At 50.1% G+C, this 14,703-nt stretch carries 13 protein-coding genes; 3 read left to right on the forward strand and 10 right to left on the reverse strand.

Translation table 11 applies throughout. The features are described from left to right. Positions 1-15: 15 nt before the first annotated feature. From H8730_RS09715 to lgt, 8 genes are all read right to left on the reverse strand, one after another. Positions 16-1,482 (reverse strand): UDP-N-acetylmuramoyl-L-alanyl-D-glutamate--2,6-diaminopimelate ligase, encoded by a 1,467-nt coding sequence (locus H8730_RS09715; RefSeq protein WP_249289763.1) that lies wholly within the window; start codon positions 1,480-1,482, stop codon positions 16-18. A 15-nt stretch (positions 1,483-1,497) separates the two neighbouring features. Continuing rightward, the gene (locus H8730_RS09720) at positions 1,498-3,456 is read right to left on the reverse strand and encodes a penicillin-binding transpeptidase domain-containing protein (RefSeq protein ID WP_346726570.1); all 1,959 of its coding nucleotides are present in this window, start codon (positions 3,454-3,456) and stop codon (positions 1,498-1,500) included. Between the two features lie 71 nt (positions 3,457-3,527). Then, on the reverse strand, positions 3,528-5,315 hold the full coding sequence (locus tag H8730_RS09725; protein WP_249289764.1) for a peptidoglycan D,D-transpeptidase FtsI family protein: 1,788 nt from the start codon (positions 5,313-5,315) through the stop codon (positions 3,528-3,530). Positions 5,316-5,346: 31 nt separating this feature from the next. After that, the gene (locus tag H8730_RS09730) at positions 5,347-5,889 is read right to left on the reverse strand and encodes a hypothetical protein (protein WP_249289765.1); all 543 of its coding nucleotides are present in this window, start codon (positions 5,887-5,889) and stop codon (positions 5,347-5,349) included. A gap of 47 nt (positions 5,890-5,936) precedes the next feature. Next, the gene (gene rsmH / locus H8730_RS09735; RefSeq protein ID WP_177715268.1) at positions 5,937-6,872 is read right to left on the reverse strand and encodes a 16S rRNA (cytosine(1402)-N(4))-methyltransferase RsmH; all 936 of its coding nucleotides are present in this window, start codon (positions 6,870-6,872) and stop codon (positions 5,937-5,939) included. A 113-nt stretch (positions 6,873-6,985) separates the two neighbouring features. Then, the gene (mraZ, locus tag H8730_RS09740) at positions 6,986-7,432 is read right to left on the reverse strand and encodes a division/cell wall cluster transcriptional repressor MraZ (RefSeq protein WP_177715270.1); all 447 of its coding nucleotides are present in this window, start codon (positions 7,430-7,432) and stop codon (positions 6,986-6,988) included. A 133-nt stretch (positions 7,433-7,565) separates the two neighbouring features. Continuing rightward, on the reverse strand, positions 7,566-7,739 hold the full coding sequence (locus H8730_RS09745; protein WP_249289766.1) for a Spo0E family sporulation regulatory protein-aspartic acid phosphatase: 174 nt from the start codon (positions 7,737-7,739) through the stop codon (positions 7,566-7,568). Positions 7,740-7,855: 116 nt separating this feature from the next. Next, complete coding sequence (gene lgt / locus H8730_RS09750) at positions 7,856-8,857, reverse strand: prolipoprotein diacylglyceryl transferase (RefSeq protein WP_177715273.1); 1,002 nt, start codon at positions 8,855-8,857, stop codon at positions 7,856-7,858. Positions 8,858-9,008: 151 nt separating this feature from the next. Here lgt and ychF point away from each other — a divergent pair, with 151 nt between their 5' ends. The 3 genes from ychF to H8730_RS09765 all read left to right on the forward strand — a co-directional run bounded on the left by ychF (position 9,009) and on the right by H8730_RS09765 (position 12,191). Next, complete coding sequence (ychF, locus tag H8730_RS09755; RefSeq protein WP_177715275.1) at positions 9,009-10,106, forward strand: redox-regulated ATPase YchF; 1,098 nt, start codon at positions 9,009-9,011, stop codon at positions 10,104-10,106. 85 nt (positions 10,107-10,191) lie between these two features. Continuing rightward, positions 10,192-10,920 (forward strand): LytR/AlgR family response regulator transcription factor, encoded by a 729-nt coding sequence (locus H8730_RS09760; protein ID WP_177715277.1) that lies wholly within the window; start codon positions 10,192-10,194, stop codon positions 10,918-10,920. Further along, positions 10,917-12,191, forward strand: a complete 1,275-nt coding sequence (locus tag H8730_RS09765) for a sensor histidine kinase (protein WP_177715279.1) — start codon at positions 10,917-10,919, stop codon at positions 12,189-12,191. Before H8730_RS09760 ends, H8730_RS09765 begins: the two co-directional genes overlap by 4 nt. 34 nt (positions 12,192-12,225) lie before the next feature. Here the strand turns inward: H8730_RS09765 and H8730_RS09770 are convergent, their stop codons facing one another. Further along, a complete protein-coding gene (locus H8730_RS09770) occupies positions 12,226-13,149 on the reverse strand; it encodes an aldo/keto reductase (RefSeq protein ID WP_177715281.1) in 924 nt (307 codons plus the stop codon). A gap of 107 nt (positions 13,150-13,256) precedes the next feature. Beyond that, positions 13,257-14,618: a hypothetical protein gene (locus tag H8730_RS09775; RefSeq protein WP_249289767.1), complete on the reverse strand. Its 1,362-nt coding sequence runs from the start codon at positions 14,616-14,618 to the stop codon at positions 13,257-13,259. Positions 14,619-14,703 lie beyond the last annotated feature (85 nt).

Consider the following 14,703-nt stretch of genomic DNA (forward strand, 5'->3'; position numbering starts at 1 on the left):
TCCCCTCTGCAACAATTAGGTATTTTTTCGCTGTTTAAAGGCATTTTGTACCTCCTCCACATCATCAAAATGAGTTTTATGCCGCCCTACGATCTGATAGTCCTCATGCCCTTTTCCAGCGACTAAGACCACATCCTCCGGGCATGCCATCCTAACGCCGCGTTCAATAGCGGCCCTTCGATCTTCCACGATCTCGTAGGGACAGGGCGTTTTCCGAATCCCGCCCTCGATCTCATCCAAGATTCGAAGGGGATCCTCGGTTCTCGGATTATCCGACGTAAGGATGCAATAGTCGCTATTTCGGCCGGCAATCTCTCCCATAACAGGCCGCTTACTCTTGTCTCGATCCCCTCCACAGCCGAATATGGTAATCACCCGCCCCTTAACAAATTCGTGGATGGCCGACAGTACGTTTTCCAATCCATCAGGGGCGTGGGCATAATCGACAATGACCGTCAAACCATCGTCAGCCGTCAGACGCTGAAATCGGCCCTTGACCATAACCTCCTCCATGCGGAGGGCCTCCATAATCTGTTCCTCTGGCACTCCCGCTAAATAGCAAGCGCTGGCAGCCGCCAAAACATTATATACATTAAAGCGGCCCGGCGCCGGATACGCCACGGTCCCCAACCGCGTATCTCCCTGGTACCAGGAAAATTGGAATCCCTGTGCCGACATCCGAATGTCTCTGGCCTGAAAATCTCCCCTGCCCTTCAACCCATAGGTGTACAGAAGGCAATCTGCCTTTTGCTCGATGACACAGCTGGCAGGATCATCCACATTTAACAGCCCGATGCGCGCTTTCTGAAAGAGCAGGCTTTTGGCCTCCAAATAGGCTTCCATCGTTTTGTGGAAGTCCAGATGGTCCAGGGTCAAATTGGTAAAAACTCCGATATCAAACTGTAGCGCGTCCACTCTGTGAAGAGCCAGGGCATGGGAGGATACTTCCATCACAGCCCATTTGACTCCCTCGTCCTGCATTCGGCGAAATAACCTCTGTAGGTCCAATGCCTGCGGCGTCGTATTGTACGCCGGCAATCGCAAGGCTCCAATTCGATTTTCAATGGTCCCAACAAGAGCCGTCTTCTCGCCCGCGTGACGAAATATATGGTACATGAGCGTCGTCGTCGTGGTCTTTCCGTTGGTTCCCGTCACGCCGGCCAGGTATAAAGCCTGGGACGGATTGTGATAGTATGTCGAGGCCATCACCGGCATAACCCGCATCACATCCTCCACCAGCAGGACACGAAGCCCTTCGGGTATCTCCGTGGGTTCCTCCTGTGTGACGGCCATAACCGCCCCATCGCTGGCCGCCTGCTTTAAAAAGTGAACGCCGGACTCAACCGTCCCTCTCAGGCAAACAAACACATATCCCCTGCGAATCCGCCTGGAATCGTATTCGATTCCCATAACGGTCCGGTGTGGATTTCCCTCCTGTAAAACCTCATAGTCAATCCCCTCCATCAGCTCTAAACAATCCATCGCGCCATACCCCCATCACTCCAGATAAATCACAACCTTGGCATCCTTGTTGATCTCTTCGCCTTCTCCCGGGTACTGCTCCATGACAATCTCCCCTTCTCCGAGTACATCCAGTTCAAACCCCATCTCGCTGGCTAATGTTTTAGCCTCGCTGTATGATTTGCCGAGGAGTCCTGGAACAGTAAACGTTCCGACGTCGTCCCCGCTGAGTTCCTCCTCTGTGTAGTTCGGCTCGATTCCAAGGTATGGCAGAATATTCTCAAAATACTCGCGCACGATGGGCGCGCAGACGGTTCCACCGTAATAGATGCCTTCCGGCTCATCCACAAGCAATAGTGCCATGACCTGCGGATCGCTGACGGGCGCAAAGCCTAAAAAAGAAGAAATATACTTTTTTGAGCTTCTGGGCAATTTCTGACTCGTTGCCGTTTTTCCTCCGATCTGATAACCGGGGATATATGCTTTTCTTCCTCCTCCCTCAGAGACGACGGTTCCTAGGACTTCCCGCATGGTCGCTGAGACATCCTCCGAGATAACCCCCTCTTCTGTTTCGAACTCCAATTTCTTCAGCACGGTTCCTTCGCTGTCTAAAATATTGACGCCAAAATGGGGTGTGATCAGATTCCCACCATTGACAGCCGCGGACGCTGCCCGCATAAGCTGCATGGGCGTGATGGCGATGGATTGGCCGAATCCCATGGTTGCCAGCTCCACAGGTCCTACATTCTCAAGCTTGTGCATGATTCCGATGGCCTCGCCGGGGACATCGATCCCCGTCTTTTGGTCGAATTGAAACAGCTTTAGGTATTGATAAAACCGGTCTGCTCCCAGCCGTGCCGCCAACGTCATAAAGACCGGATTGCAGGAGTTCTGTACGCCCTGTACAAAGGTTTGGGTTCCGTGGCCTGTGGTTTTGGCGCAGCGGATTCTTCGGTCCGCCACCGTCAGGCTCCCTGTGCAGGTAAAGGTATCATCTAAGCTGACGACCTTTTCCTGTAAAGCCGCGGATGCGGTTATAATCTTGAAGGTGGAACCGGGTTCATAGGTGTCATTGATACAAAAATTTCTCCACATCTGGTTCAGATAGTCCATCTGTGTTTCCTGGCTGAAGGTATCCCACTGTTCAGCCAGAGCTTCGTCGTTGATGGTAAAAGGATCATTCAGATCAAAATTGGGGTAGTTGGCCATGGCGTAGATCTCGCCGTTTTGCGGGTTCATGACAATGAATGCGCCCTTTTTGGCGTTTTTTTGCTTCAACACCCGCTCCAACAATTGCTCTGCATATTCCTGCATCGTCACATCCAGGGATAGCTGGAGTGTGTTGCCTTCCACCGGCGCAACTTTTTGCTCTCCAACGCCCTCCACCTCACGCCCCTTGGCGTCGGTCAGCGTTTGAATCTGCCCGTCGATCCCCTGCAAATACTGATCGTATTTGACTTCCAGCCCAATGATTCCCTGGCTGTCAGAGCCGACGAACCCTATGGTCTGCGCCGCTAAGCTGCCATACGGATAGTAGCGCTGAAAATTTTCATCAATCATGACGCCAGGCAGTTCATATGCGCGAATCCGGTTGGCTGTCTCCGTATCAACTTTATCTTGAATGACTTGCAGTGCCACCCGCTTCTGAATTTTTTCCAACACCTCATCATAATTCAGACCTAGCTCCTGGGCCAGAATCCTGGCCGTCCCCTCGGCATCGTCGATCTGATTGTGAATGACGCTGATCCGATTGATGGAAGCGCTGGTGGCCAATACCACGCCGTTTGCATCCACGATATCGCCTCGCTTAGCCTCCAGCGTGCGCTCCCTGTTATGAAGTTTATCCGCTTTATCCTGTAGATAATCGCCTCGCTTGATTTGTATGTATCCGATTCTGAAAAATAGCCCAACGATGATGGCGAGCAAAACCCCCATCATAACTAAAAGCCGGACCTTAGAACTCTTCGGCACGCGGTCCAATTCCAATGTAAACACCCGCCTATCCTATTTCGGTCTTTACTATTGTATTGTTCAATCGCGTTGGATATTCCATGCCCGGCTTTTCTTTACTCTTCTGTATTCGGATAGATATTCATATAAGGAAGGATTTTCTTCAGCATCTTACCGGCGCACTCTGCCGCCTGTTTGCTGGCGGTGTTGTCTGACTCGTCCAGGATGACCAGGAGCACGATCTCCGGGTCGTCGATGGGTGCGAACCCAATAAAGGACGCAATGTATTTCTTCTCCTCATACACGCCCTTCTGGGCCGTTCCTGTCTTACCGCCGATTTCGTAGCCAGCGATGGCGGCGGCTTCTCCGCTGCCATCCTCGACTACATCCTTCAAATACTCTTTCATTTTGCTGGATGTTTCCTTCGAGATCGGATAGCGAACGACCGTCTTGTCGTTCTGCAAGATGAGGTTGCCCGATGGATCTGTCACCTGCTTCACCACGTAGGGCTGTAGCAGCTCTCCCCCATTGATAACCGCTGAGAAAGCGGTTATCAGCTGGATCGGCGTCACGTTAAACCCCTGTCCGTAGGAGGTGGTGGCCAATTCCACCGGCCCCATGGTCTCCTCTGTATAAATGATACCCGCAGCTTCTCCAACCAGATCGATGCCGGTGTACTGTCCGATGCCAAAGGCATCCTGATATTTTAAATATGCCGTTTTTCCAAGCTTTTCGCTGATCTGTGTCATGCCGACGTTGCAGGAATTCTTGATAATTTCGCGGATCGTCTCGGTTCCATGAACCTTTGAGTAGGCGCAATGGATGGTCCGGTCATAGAAATTCATCCATCCGTTGCAGACAAAGCTGGTGCCCGTTCCGATAGACGCCTCCTCAAGCGCGATCGACGCAAAGATTGGCTTATAGGTTGATCCCGGCTGATACCCGTCATTGACAGCAAAATTCTTCCAGATCTCCTGATAGTACTCGTCTGCATTCGGGTCCGGATAATACGAAGTGTATTTGTCCGTGATGCCGATAACTTCCTGGCTGTTGTTTAGATTAAAACTTGGATAGTTCACTAACCCTAGAACCTCACCGGTTTTCGGATTCATGGCGATGGCGCTGGCGTGCAGGCAATTCAACTCCACCATCGTCTCCAACAGCGTTTCTTCCATATAATACTGGATGGTCTCATCCAAAGTCAGCGTCAGATTCGCCCCATCCTGGGCGGCAATGTATTCCTCCACATAGCTTCCGTCTTCGCTGGAAACAATCATCTGACGGCCGGGCGTTCCCACCATGTATTCGTTGTAGACCTGCTCCACACCATAATTCCCATTGAAGCCCAGCACGTGGGCAGCTAGCGAATCATTGGGATAGCTCCGCTGCTCCTCGTCTTCAAACCAATAGCCGATTGCCTTGCCATCGCTGATCGCCTTCTCCAATTTTTCTTTGACAGACGCAGAGATCTTTCTTCCCTCCGGAAGGCGCTTATACCGGCTATTGGCATACTCTTCTGTCAAATACTGGGTGACCGCTTCCTCCTCGATCTCCAGGTTGGTACAAAGCGCTTCCACCGTGGCGTTCATCTTTTCCTCGCCCGCCTCCCGAATGACCTTGCTGTCGAGAATGACGTTATATACCCGTGTACTTTCCGCTAAAATGTTTCCATTTCGATCCAGAATGCTTCCCCGCATGGCGGAGATAACGGAATCGCTCTGTGCTACCCGGTGCTGCTTCACTTTCTGGCTGTATTCTTCGCCGTGCACGGTCTTAATGTAGCCGATTCGAAAAAAAAGGCCGCCGAAGATTCCGGCAAATACAAACAGAATCAACAAAAGGCGGCCAAGCTTATTCGCTTTTTTCACAGACTTGCGGTTTGTACTTGTCTGTCGTTCTTTCATTCTAGTCCTCCTGACCTACCCGCAACAAAGCTTACCCAAACCAATGGAACGTGACTCTGGAGGCGGATTCTTTCTCCACCTCTCCCACCTGGTTCGTATAGCTCTTGCCATCCAATGGCAGGTAGACTGTACTCTGCTTGTCCGCTGGCACCATCCCCAGCTCATTGACAGCATACTGGTACAGTTCTTCCAACGTCATACCGGTCTGGTTCTCTTCGCGCATGATGACGGTATCTTGCTGTGTCTGCGCCAGATCCGATTGCAGCGCTTGGATCTGAGCTTTCCGGTTGAATACCTGGGTATACATCACGGCAATGCTCAGAGTTCCCAACATGACCAGACCTGCCATAATGAAAAAATTAATCTTGCTTCGAACGCGAACGGGATCCTGTTTCTGCCTCGGCCGTCTTTTCGGTTGTGGTTTTCTGGCCGGCTTTGTCTCGGGCACGCGCGGCGCAATCTGCGGCTCTTCCTCCGGCACCTGCGCCAGATTCCCTTGACTGTAGGGCGCCTGGCTCTTTATCGCTTCTTCAAAATAATCATAGACCTCTTCCTCGTACAATTCCCTCGGCATGGCGATCCCTCCTCGTTCCTTTACCAGCATACAATGTAAATATAACTCTATCTCTTCTCCCCAATGCGCAGCTTTGCGCTTCGCGCTCTTGGGTTTTCCTCCACCTCCTCATCCGATGGGATGATAGGCTTCGTCGTAATCAGTTTCAGCTTTGGTTTCTTTCCGCAGACGCAGATAGGAAATTCTTTTGGACATGTGCACGGATCCGCCAGCGCTTTATATGTCTGCTTTACGATCCGGTCCTCCAGAGAATGAAACGTGATGATGCAGATTCTTCCTCCTGGGGCTAAGAAATCCACCATATCCCGGATGGACTGCTCTAAAATCTCCAACTCCCCATTCACCTCAATGCGCAAGGCCTGAAATGTTCTCTTGGCCGGATGCGGCCCATCCGCCCTGGCGCTCCTGGGGACAGCTCTCTTGATGATTGCAACCAGCTGACCCGTTGAGCGGATCGGTTCCTGGAGTCTACTCTGTACAATGAACTGGCTAATCCGCCGGGCCCATCGCTCTTCCCCATAGTCCCAGATCACTTTGGCCAACTCATCCTCCGAGTAGGTGTTCACAATCTGCTCCGCCGTCTTCTCGCCCCGCTGGTCCATCCGCATGTCCAGCGGCGCATCCTGCATGTAAGAAAATCCTCTGCTCCTCTCATCCAATTGGCGGGAGGATACTCCCAGATCCAAAAGGATTCCGTTTACCTGTGTGACTTGAAGATCACTCATGATATGGCGGAAATTTGAAAAATTATCCCGCACTAGCGTCACCAGATTTCCAAAGGGCGCAAGGCGCGTCCTGGCATTCTGGATTGCCTCCTCATCCTGGTCGATCCCAATGAGGCGACCTTCCCCGTTTAAAAGGCCGCAGATCACACTGGCGTGTCCGGCGCCACCTAGTGTCCCGTCCACATAGACGCCGGCACTGTTAATGTTAAGCCCTTGAATGCTCGCCTCCCGCAAGACGGATATATGCTTGTATTCCACGATTCTCACCCTCGTTTTTTCTCTAAAGCCATTTCCGGCGAACAGAGACGTCGAGCGAATACTCTCAATCCGCTTCATGCTCTATGGTCGCAGGGGGGACTTCCCTGATTTGATTAGATCCCCAATTCTCCTAAACTCTCGGCCAGCTTATCCATCTCAAGGGTATCCGATGCATTGTAGGCTTCCCATTTATCCAAGTCCCATATCTCAATATGGGTGTCAACTCCCACGAGAACAACCTCGCGATTGATGCAGGCATGTTCCCGCAGCTCCGTTGTCAAAAGAACCCGTCCCTGTTTGTCTACGGCGGTATCCTGGACGCTGGAGAAAAAATAGCGGTTCAAAAAGCGTGCTTCCTTGCTGCTGTTGGACAGCTTATGGAGCTTTTGGCTCAGTTCGTTAAATTCACTCTGTGGATAGACGAAAAGACACCTTTCTTCTTCCTTGTTCCAAAGGTCTTTGGTTATGAAGAAAGATGCGCCCAGCTGTTCTCGATATTTGGCCGGCATGATCAGTCGGCCCTTTTCATCGATGGTATGATGAAACTCACCATAAAACACTCGTCTATCACCACCTTGTCTCCCTGATCCTCCACTTTGTCCCACTTGCCTCCATTATAATATATCTATCCTCCAAATTCAAGGTTTTTTTTACAGAAATAAAAAAAAAGAATCCCATCCATGGGATTCATCGTCAACTCGCCACGTCTATACTGTTTTGTAGCTCATACCATTTGGCGATCAGTGCGTCAAGCTTTTGGCTCTTTCGCACGATTTCCTCTGTGTTTCCCCGTGACATGTACATCTGCGTCAATTCTTCTCTCTCTCTCATGATCTCCTGCTGCAGTGCTTTTTGTTCATTCATCATCTGGCTCACCTCTTACCTGTGTCATACTCGATACAAGCAGTTAAAACAGTCATGATCTATTTTATACCAAATCGCGGGGAAATTCAACTCTTTTTACCAGTTTTCTTTCAAATAAGTCAATCTTTTACATTTTCAGATGAATTCTCAGGTTTCTCAGGCGCTGTGACCTCAGAATTGTCCGTTGATTCGACGCCTTCCCCTGTGTCCTGCTGTCTACTTTGCTCGAATCCCGGTGCGAAATGGAGATCTTTCATGGCATTCTCCTGCTTTTGCAATCTGTATGGCCGGTACTTGACATACATCAGAGCGATACCGCCAATCACGAGAAGCAGAGAAAGTAGCTGTGAGACGGGAATCTGTGTGTTCCAGAGAAGCAGCTGATCCGTCCTGAGCCCCTCGATCCAAACTCGACCCAGCCCATATCCGATGAGGTAAATGCTGAATATCTGTCCTCCAAATTTTCGTTTCTTCCATACAAGCAGCATGATGGCGAATACAATCAGGCACCAGACAGATTCATATAAAAAGGTGGGATGAACCTGGATATATGTCGTTCCCCCCGTCTCGATTGCCTTTTGCAGCAGTTCCGGGGTTGTATAGGCCGCTGTCTCCACATTCAAGCGCATGGCAAACAGCCCATCGCTGAACCCGCCAAATGCCTCCTGGTTGAAAAAATTCCCCCATCGCCCAATGGCCTGTCCTAATATAAGTCCTGGCACTGCCGTATCCGCCAGCAGCCAAAAGTCATATTTCTTTTTCTTACAGAACACCACCGCCGTGGCCACAGCTCCGATAACGCCGCCAAAAATTGCAAGGCCACCGTTTCGGAGATTGAAAATTTGTAGAAGATTGTCTTTATATTGATCCCACGAAAAAATGACATAGTAGAGACGAGCCCCTATGATCGCAAAAATGAGGGCGAAAATCAGGAAATCTAAATACATCTCTGGATTCTGCTTCGTCCTCCTCGCAATGCCGGCGGCCACCAAGTATCCCGCGATAACCCCTATGGCAATGATGATCCCATACCAAGCAATCTCCAGTCCAAAAATGGAGAAGGCCGATTTACTGAGATGTGCAATTTTAATTCCTAGATTGGGGAACCAAATATCTGGCATACCAAATCCTTCCTCTCTGAGTCTGTATTGTTTTTTGTATGTAGCTTGAAATTTTCCCAAAATATGATACAATAAGATTCGTTCTTCTAAGTATACATCAATTATAGGGATTTGCAAATACTTTTTTCAAATTCAGGGCACGGAGGATTATATGAAATTAGGCATCGTAGGACTCCCCAACGTGGGAAAAAGCACTTTATTCAACTGTCTGACCAAAGCGGGTTCCGCTGCGGCTGCGAATTATCCCTTTTGTACCATCGACCCCAACGTCGGTATCGCATCGGTTCCCGACCCACGGCTTGACGCGCTGACGTCGATGTATGCGTCCGCCAAAACGACGCCCGCCATCATTGAGTTTGTGGATATTGCCGGCCTGGTGCGGGGAGCCAGCAAGGGAGAGGGACTTGGAAATCAGTTTCTCTCTCATATCCGGGAGGTAGATGCCATCGTTCACGTCGTCCGCTGTTTTGAGGACGATGACATTATCCATGTGGACGGAAGCGTCAATCCGCTTCGCGATATCGAGACCATCAATCTGGAGCTGATCTTCTCCGATCTGGAAATGCTGGGACGGCGCTATGCCAAAGTCCAAAAATCGGCGAAGGCTGATAAAGCGTTTCTGCCCGAGCTCCAGCTGATTGAGCGCCTACAAAAGGCCCTGGAGGAGGGGCAGCGCGTCAAGAATTTGAGCTTCACCGAAGAGGAGCAGGAGCTTCTGGGCGGCTTTGGCCTTTTGACCTCTAAGCCCGTCATCTACGCCGCCAACGTTCTCGAGGAGGATTTGGCAGACGACGGTGCTTCCAATGAATATGTAGCTAAAGTTCGGGCCTTTGCGGCAGGCGAAGGGGAAGAGGTCTTTGTCGTCTGCGCAAAAATTGAGGAGGAGATCTCCTCTCTGGACGATGAGGAAAAGAAACTTTTTCTGGAAGAACTGGGGTTGCATGACTCTGGATTGGACCGCCTCATCGCCGCCAGCTATAAACTGCTGGGCTTAATCAGCTATTTAACGGCAGGCCCGACGGAAAGCCGAGCCTGGACCATCGAGCGCGGCACTCTGGCCCCCCAGGCTGCGGGCAAGATCCATTCTGATTTTGAGCGAGGCTTCATTCGCGCCGAGGTCGTCTCCTACGAGGACCTGATGGCCTGCGGCTCCTATACCGCTGCAAAGGAAAAGGGTCTCGTGCGCTCGGAGGGGAAAGAGTATGAGGTCAAGGACGGAGATGTGATCTTGTTCCGATTTAATGTGTAAAATACAGCATCCTACAGACAGCACCGAAAGTTGCTTTAGACCGCCGGTGCTGTTTTTATCACAAAAGTTGGAGGTGCAATATGGCATGTACCTTATGATATGTGATGACCAAAAGAGCGAACTTGAAACTATGAAACAAATCGTATCCGAGTATGCAGCGGTTCATTCGGAGCTTTCCCTTGAAATAGAATGTTTCTCCAATCCCTTTGCGATGTTGGAGGAAATCGGCAAAAGCGGCGTTCCCGATATTGCACTGCTTGATATCTGTATGCCCGGCGTTTTGGGAACCGAAATCGCACGGGAAATTTTGAGCAAAAGCGAAAACAGCACAGATATTGTCTTTTTGACTACGAGCCCCGATTTTGCGGTGGAGGCTTTTTCCCTGCATGTCAGCGACTATCTGACAAAGCCGTACACCAGAGAAAGACTGACTGACACGCTCGACAGGGTGATTGAAAAAAGACGGAACCGCTTGTATGTCCCCATTCCATGCGGAAAGGAGATTCACCGCATCGATTTGTATCAGGTTTTGTACGCTGAGGCGAAAAATCACAGCGTGGAAATACACTTAAAATCGGGAAATTGCCTGAAAACGCGCACAAGTCTTACAGAGTTTGGAAAGCTGGTTCAGAATGCCAGTGGCTTTGTGATGGTCGGCGCCTCGTACATAGTCAACCTCCGCTGTGTACAAAATCTGCTTGAGACCACGCTGGAAATGGCAAACGGCGAAACCGTACCCGTCCCCCGGCGGCTGCGGGGCGCGCTGAAAAAGCAGTATTTCGATTTTTATACAAGGGAGGCAACGGGGAAATGATACACGTGACTGTGGTTATGGCTTTGCTGGGCATGACGCATCTCACTTGCCTTGCGGCAATGAGCGAGCGAAAATATTCCGCCAAGAAAACCGCCTTCGTTTATTCACTGTTTTGTATCGTCTTTGTGTGTCTGACGTCGGTAGCCTTTCTTTTGTTTGATCACAGCTCGGCATACATGATTGCCGTCGCGTTTTTAGTCACCATCACGGTGGGATTTTTTGTTTTTATATTTACCTCGGCAGATCCCATCTGCAAAAAGATATTCCTGTTTGTCAGCTATGCCAATATGTTTTGCATTTTCCAATGTATTTCCATCATCCTATGCGGCATATGTTTTCCTAATCTGTCCGAAATTGGCGCCACGTATGCCAAAAACATACTCCGTACGCTGCTTTACATCCCGACGGTATGGGCCTATGTCCGGTATCTGCGTCCCACTGTGAGGGAGATATCGGGAGCAAAGAAGAAAACCTGGTATTCCATCTCTTTGGTTTCCATACTGTTTACATTTGTTTTTTTACTCTTTCTGACCGTCTGTCATGCAGGCTATGATCATGTTGCACAATACCTTCCTCTCTTCGCAATCGTCGTCATACTCTATTGCTCGGTGCTGTGGGTTATCTTCGGAACCATCCGATATATGCTCACTGAAAACAGAATGGAGCTGGTAAGCCAAAATATGGAGTATCTGCAAGGGCAGCTCAAAATTGCAAGGGAGAACGAATTGTTTGCCAAAACCATCCGGCACGACTTTCGGCACCACAACCAAAACATCGCCGCCATGCTCAAAAAGGGCGATATCCAGGATGCTCTGCACTATATAGAACAGTACAATGACAGCTTAGACGCGGCAAAGCCGAAAGATTTCTGCCCGCATGTTACGGTAAACGCCATCTTAAATGCCTTTTATACAAAAACGCAAAACGACGGGATTTCGGTTTCCATTTCTGCGGATACGCAGGAGGAGACAGCCATAGCCGACATGGATTTTGTCGCAATCCTCTCCAACCTTTTGGAAAATGCCACCAACGGCTGTAAGGAATGTGATTCCCCCGGCGAGATAACCGTCAATATCCGAACTGTTGCGGACAAAACCGTCATCGTGTGCAGCAACCCCTGTCAGTCGGGCCTTGCCATAGAAAACAATATGATCAAGCATAAGGGGATCGGGATCGACAGCATGATGACAGCGGCAAGGAAATACGACGGCGATATCAACTACAGCCGGGAAAACGGGATTTTGACCGTATGCGTCATATTAAAATCCTGAGTTTAAATGATGCAAAAAGAAGATAGCAAATCGTCTATGGGAGCTCATTGCCCGCCGCGCGGTAAATCTCATACCATTCTTCCCTTGTCAGCCATAGATCGGCAGCTTGACAGATCTCTTTCAGCCGCTCCGTCTTCGTCGTTCCTACAATTGGCTGCATGTGAGCTGGATGGCGCAAGATCCAAGCGATGGCGGCTGTCGCGGGGGATACTTCGTATCGGTCTCCGATAGCGAGCAATGTTTGATTCAGCTCCGAAAATTTCTCGTTGGTCAAAAAGACCCCCTCAAAATATCCGTGCTGAAAGGGCGACCAGGGCTGAATGGTAATATCGTGAAGCCTACAGAAATCTAAAACTCCACCATCCCGATTGATGCCGGCATCATTGATCATATTCACATTAATCCCGCTGGAGATCATCGTCGCGTGAGCGGCGCCAAACTGTAGCTGGTTGGCTACAATCGGCTGGCGCAGCCACTTCTGAAGCAACTGCATCTGTCCGGGATTCTCATTGGATACCCCAAAATACCGAACCTTTCCCGACGTGTACAACCGCTCAAACGCCTCCGCCACTTCCTCCGGCTCCATCAGCGCATCAGGGCGATGGAGCAGTAAAACATCCAGATAGTCCGTTTGAAGCCTGCGGAGAATCCCGTCGACAGAGGACAGGATATACTCCATTGAAAAGTCAAACCTCGGCGGATTGGAGCGAATTCCGCATTTCGACTGTAGGATAATCGATTCCCGCACGGACGGCTTCATGTGGACAGCTTTCGCGAAGATCTCCTCACAGGCGCCTCCTCCATAGATATCGGCATGGTCGAAAAAATTCACTCCCTGTTCCAATGCCGTTTGTACGAATTGTTCCGCCGACGCCAAATCCAGTTCCGTCAACCGCATACAGCCCACGCCCACGACAGGGACGTCCAGCCCGGTACCCCCTAATTTCATTGTTCTCATCGCCATCTCTCCTCTACATTCATATCCTAATCTAAATCAAATACCATCGCCTTTGGCTGTCCCACGGCTCTCCTTTTTCAGGATCCTCTCGCCCACACCATTTCGATTCACCTTGTCTCATGAAACGGGAGGACGACCGCGCACTCAAAGACTCTTGTCCCCTTGGGGAATGCTTTATAGTAGGCAGCAGAATGGATGTGTTTTTTTAATCTGCCAGCCTCCTCCTGATAGCATTCGGGTCTTCGCCTCGAGATTCGAAGAGCCGCAACGACAGTCCTGTGGGTATCAGAGTACGGCCTGGCCACCATGTGATATTCATTTTCCCGCTTCTGATACAGTAGCATAAAATGATACCGCTCGAGGCTGCATCCAGCATATCCAAGCATAAAAGTCTTGCAGAGCAATGTCAGATCATAGCCTTGCCGTATGTATAATTCCCGCCAAAATCGCCGGAATTGTGCCTCAAATCCCTGAATATTACCTGCGTGAATCGCCTGGCTCATCCCCGGAAACATCATGTTGGGAAGGCGGAAATATCCAGCGATCGCCGCAAGGGTAAGCCGCTGCAACAGGTCCCGGCATGCCTTGCCATCCACCTCCGTTGTCCCGCCCTCCTCTATACGTTTTCCCTTTTGCCCTGCCAGGATGACGCGAAGAAAATCCTGTTTTTCTTTCAGACCGCGCTCATCCATGCCGATATAGTCTCCTAGCTTAAAAGAAATGGGATCGCCGCTCAGCAGCGGCATAAGAAGATCGACCATGTCTGGCAATTTCCGTTGTATAAAGTCCCCCAAAAGGTACTGTATCTCTTGTTCCCACACTGTAGCCGGCCTCCGCAGCGGCCTCAAATATCGTACAGCCGCCCTAGTAAAGAAGATCCCCCTTCCCTGAAATGGATAGGTACATGCGACACAGCCCCCCTCAATATAGTGAGAATATTCATACCAGGCATTTAAGATGGAGGAGACGAATCCAATCGCCTCCCGGTGATACCCATATCGAATTCCTTCTAAAATAGGCAGGTCATAATCATCCACGAGTATCATCACTTTATGGCCACAGCAGGCGTACATCGCCTTAAGCAAAAAAGACGCTGCCCAGTACACCCAAAGCACGATATCGGAATCGGAGGTCAGCATCTTTTTGACAACTCTCAAATCTGCGGCGGAAATATACGGCTCGTCCATTACCGCTTGATAATCCACGTATAATTGGCGTATTATGCCCTTCCAGCATTCCTGCATTGCTTCCAGTGTAGTTCCACGCAATTCTCCCATGGATAGTAAAATTGTCGGCTTCTGGCCACGCTTTTCTCTGACACGCAATAGACATGTACTCTTTCCGCTCCCCCGCGGCCCAGTTATGAGAAAAATTGTAGATTCCTCATTCAGCGAACCCAACGGATACTCATTATCGTCATAGTCCCAGTCAGCGTTTTCTTTTTCTATTCTTCGCCCAGACGTATACATGACCTCTTATCCCCTCCACAATACATGCTATTTTCAAGTATTATATCACACTCAGGGAAGAATGAGAAGATGGTATTGTGAATTT

Origin of the sequence: Bianquea renquensis, assembly GCF_014384895.1 — a bacterium.
In the GTDB taxonomy this organism is placed as follows: Bacteria; Bacillota; Clostridia; order Lachnospirales; family Bianqueaceae; genus Bianquea; species Bianquea renquensis.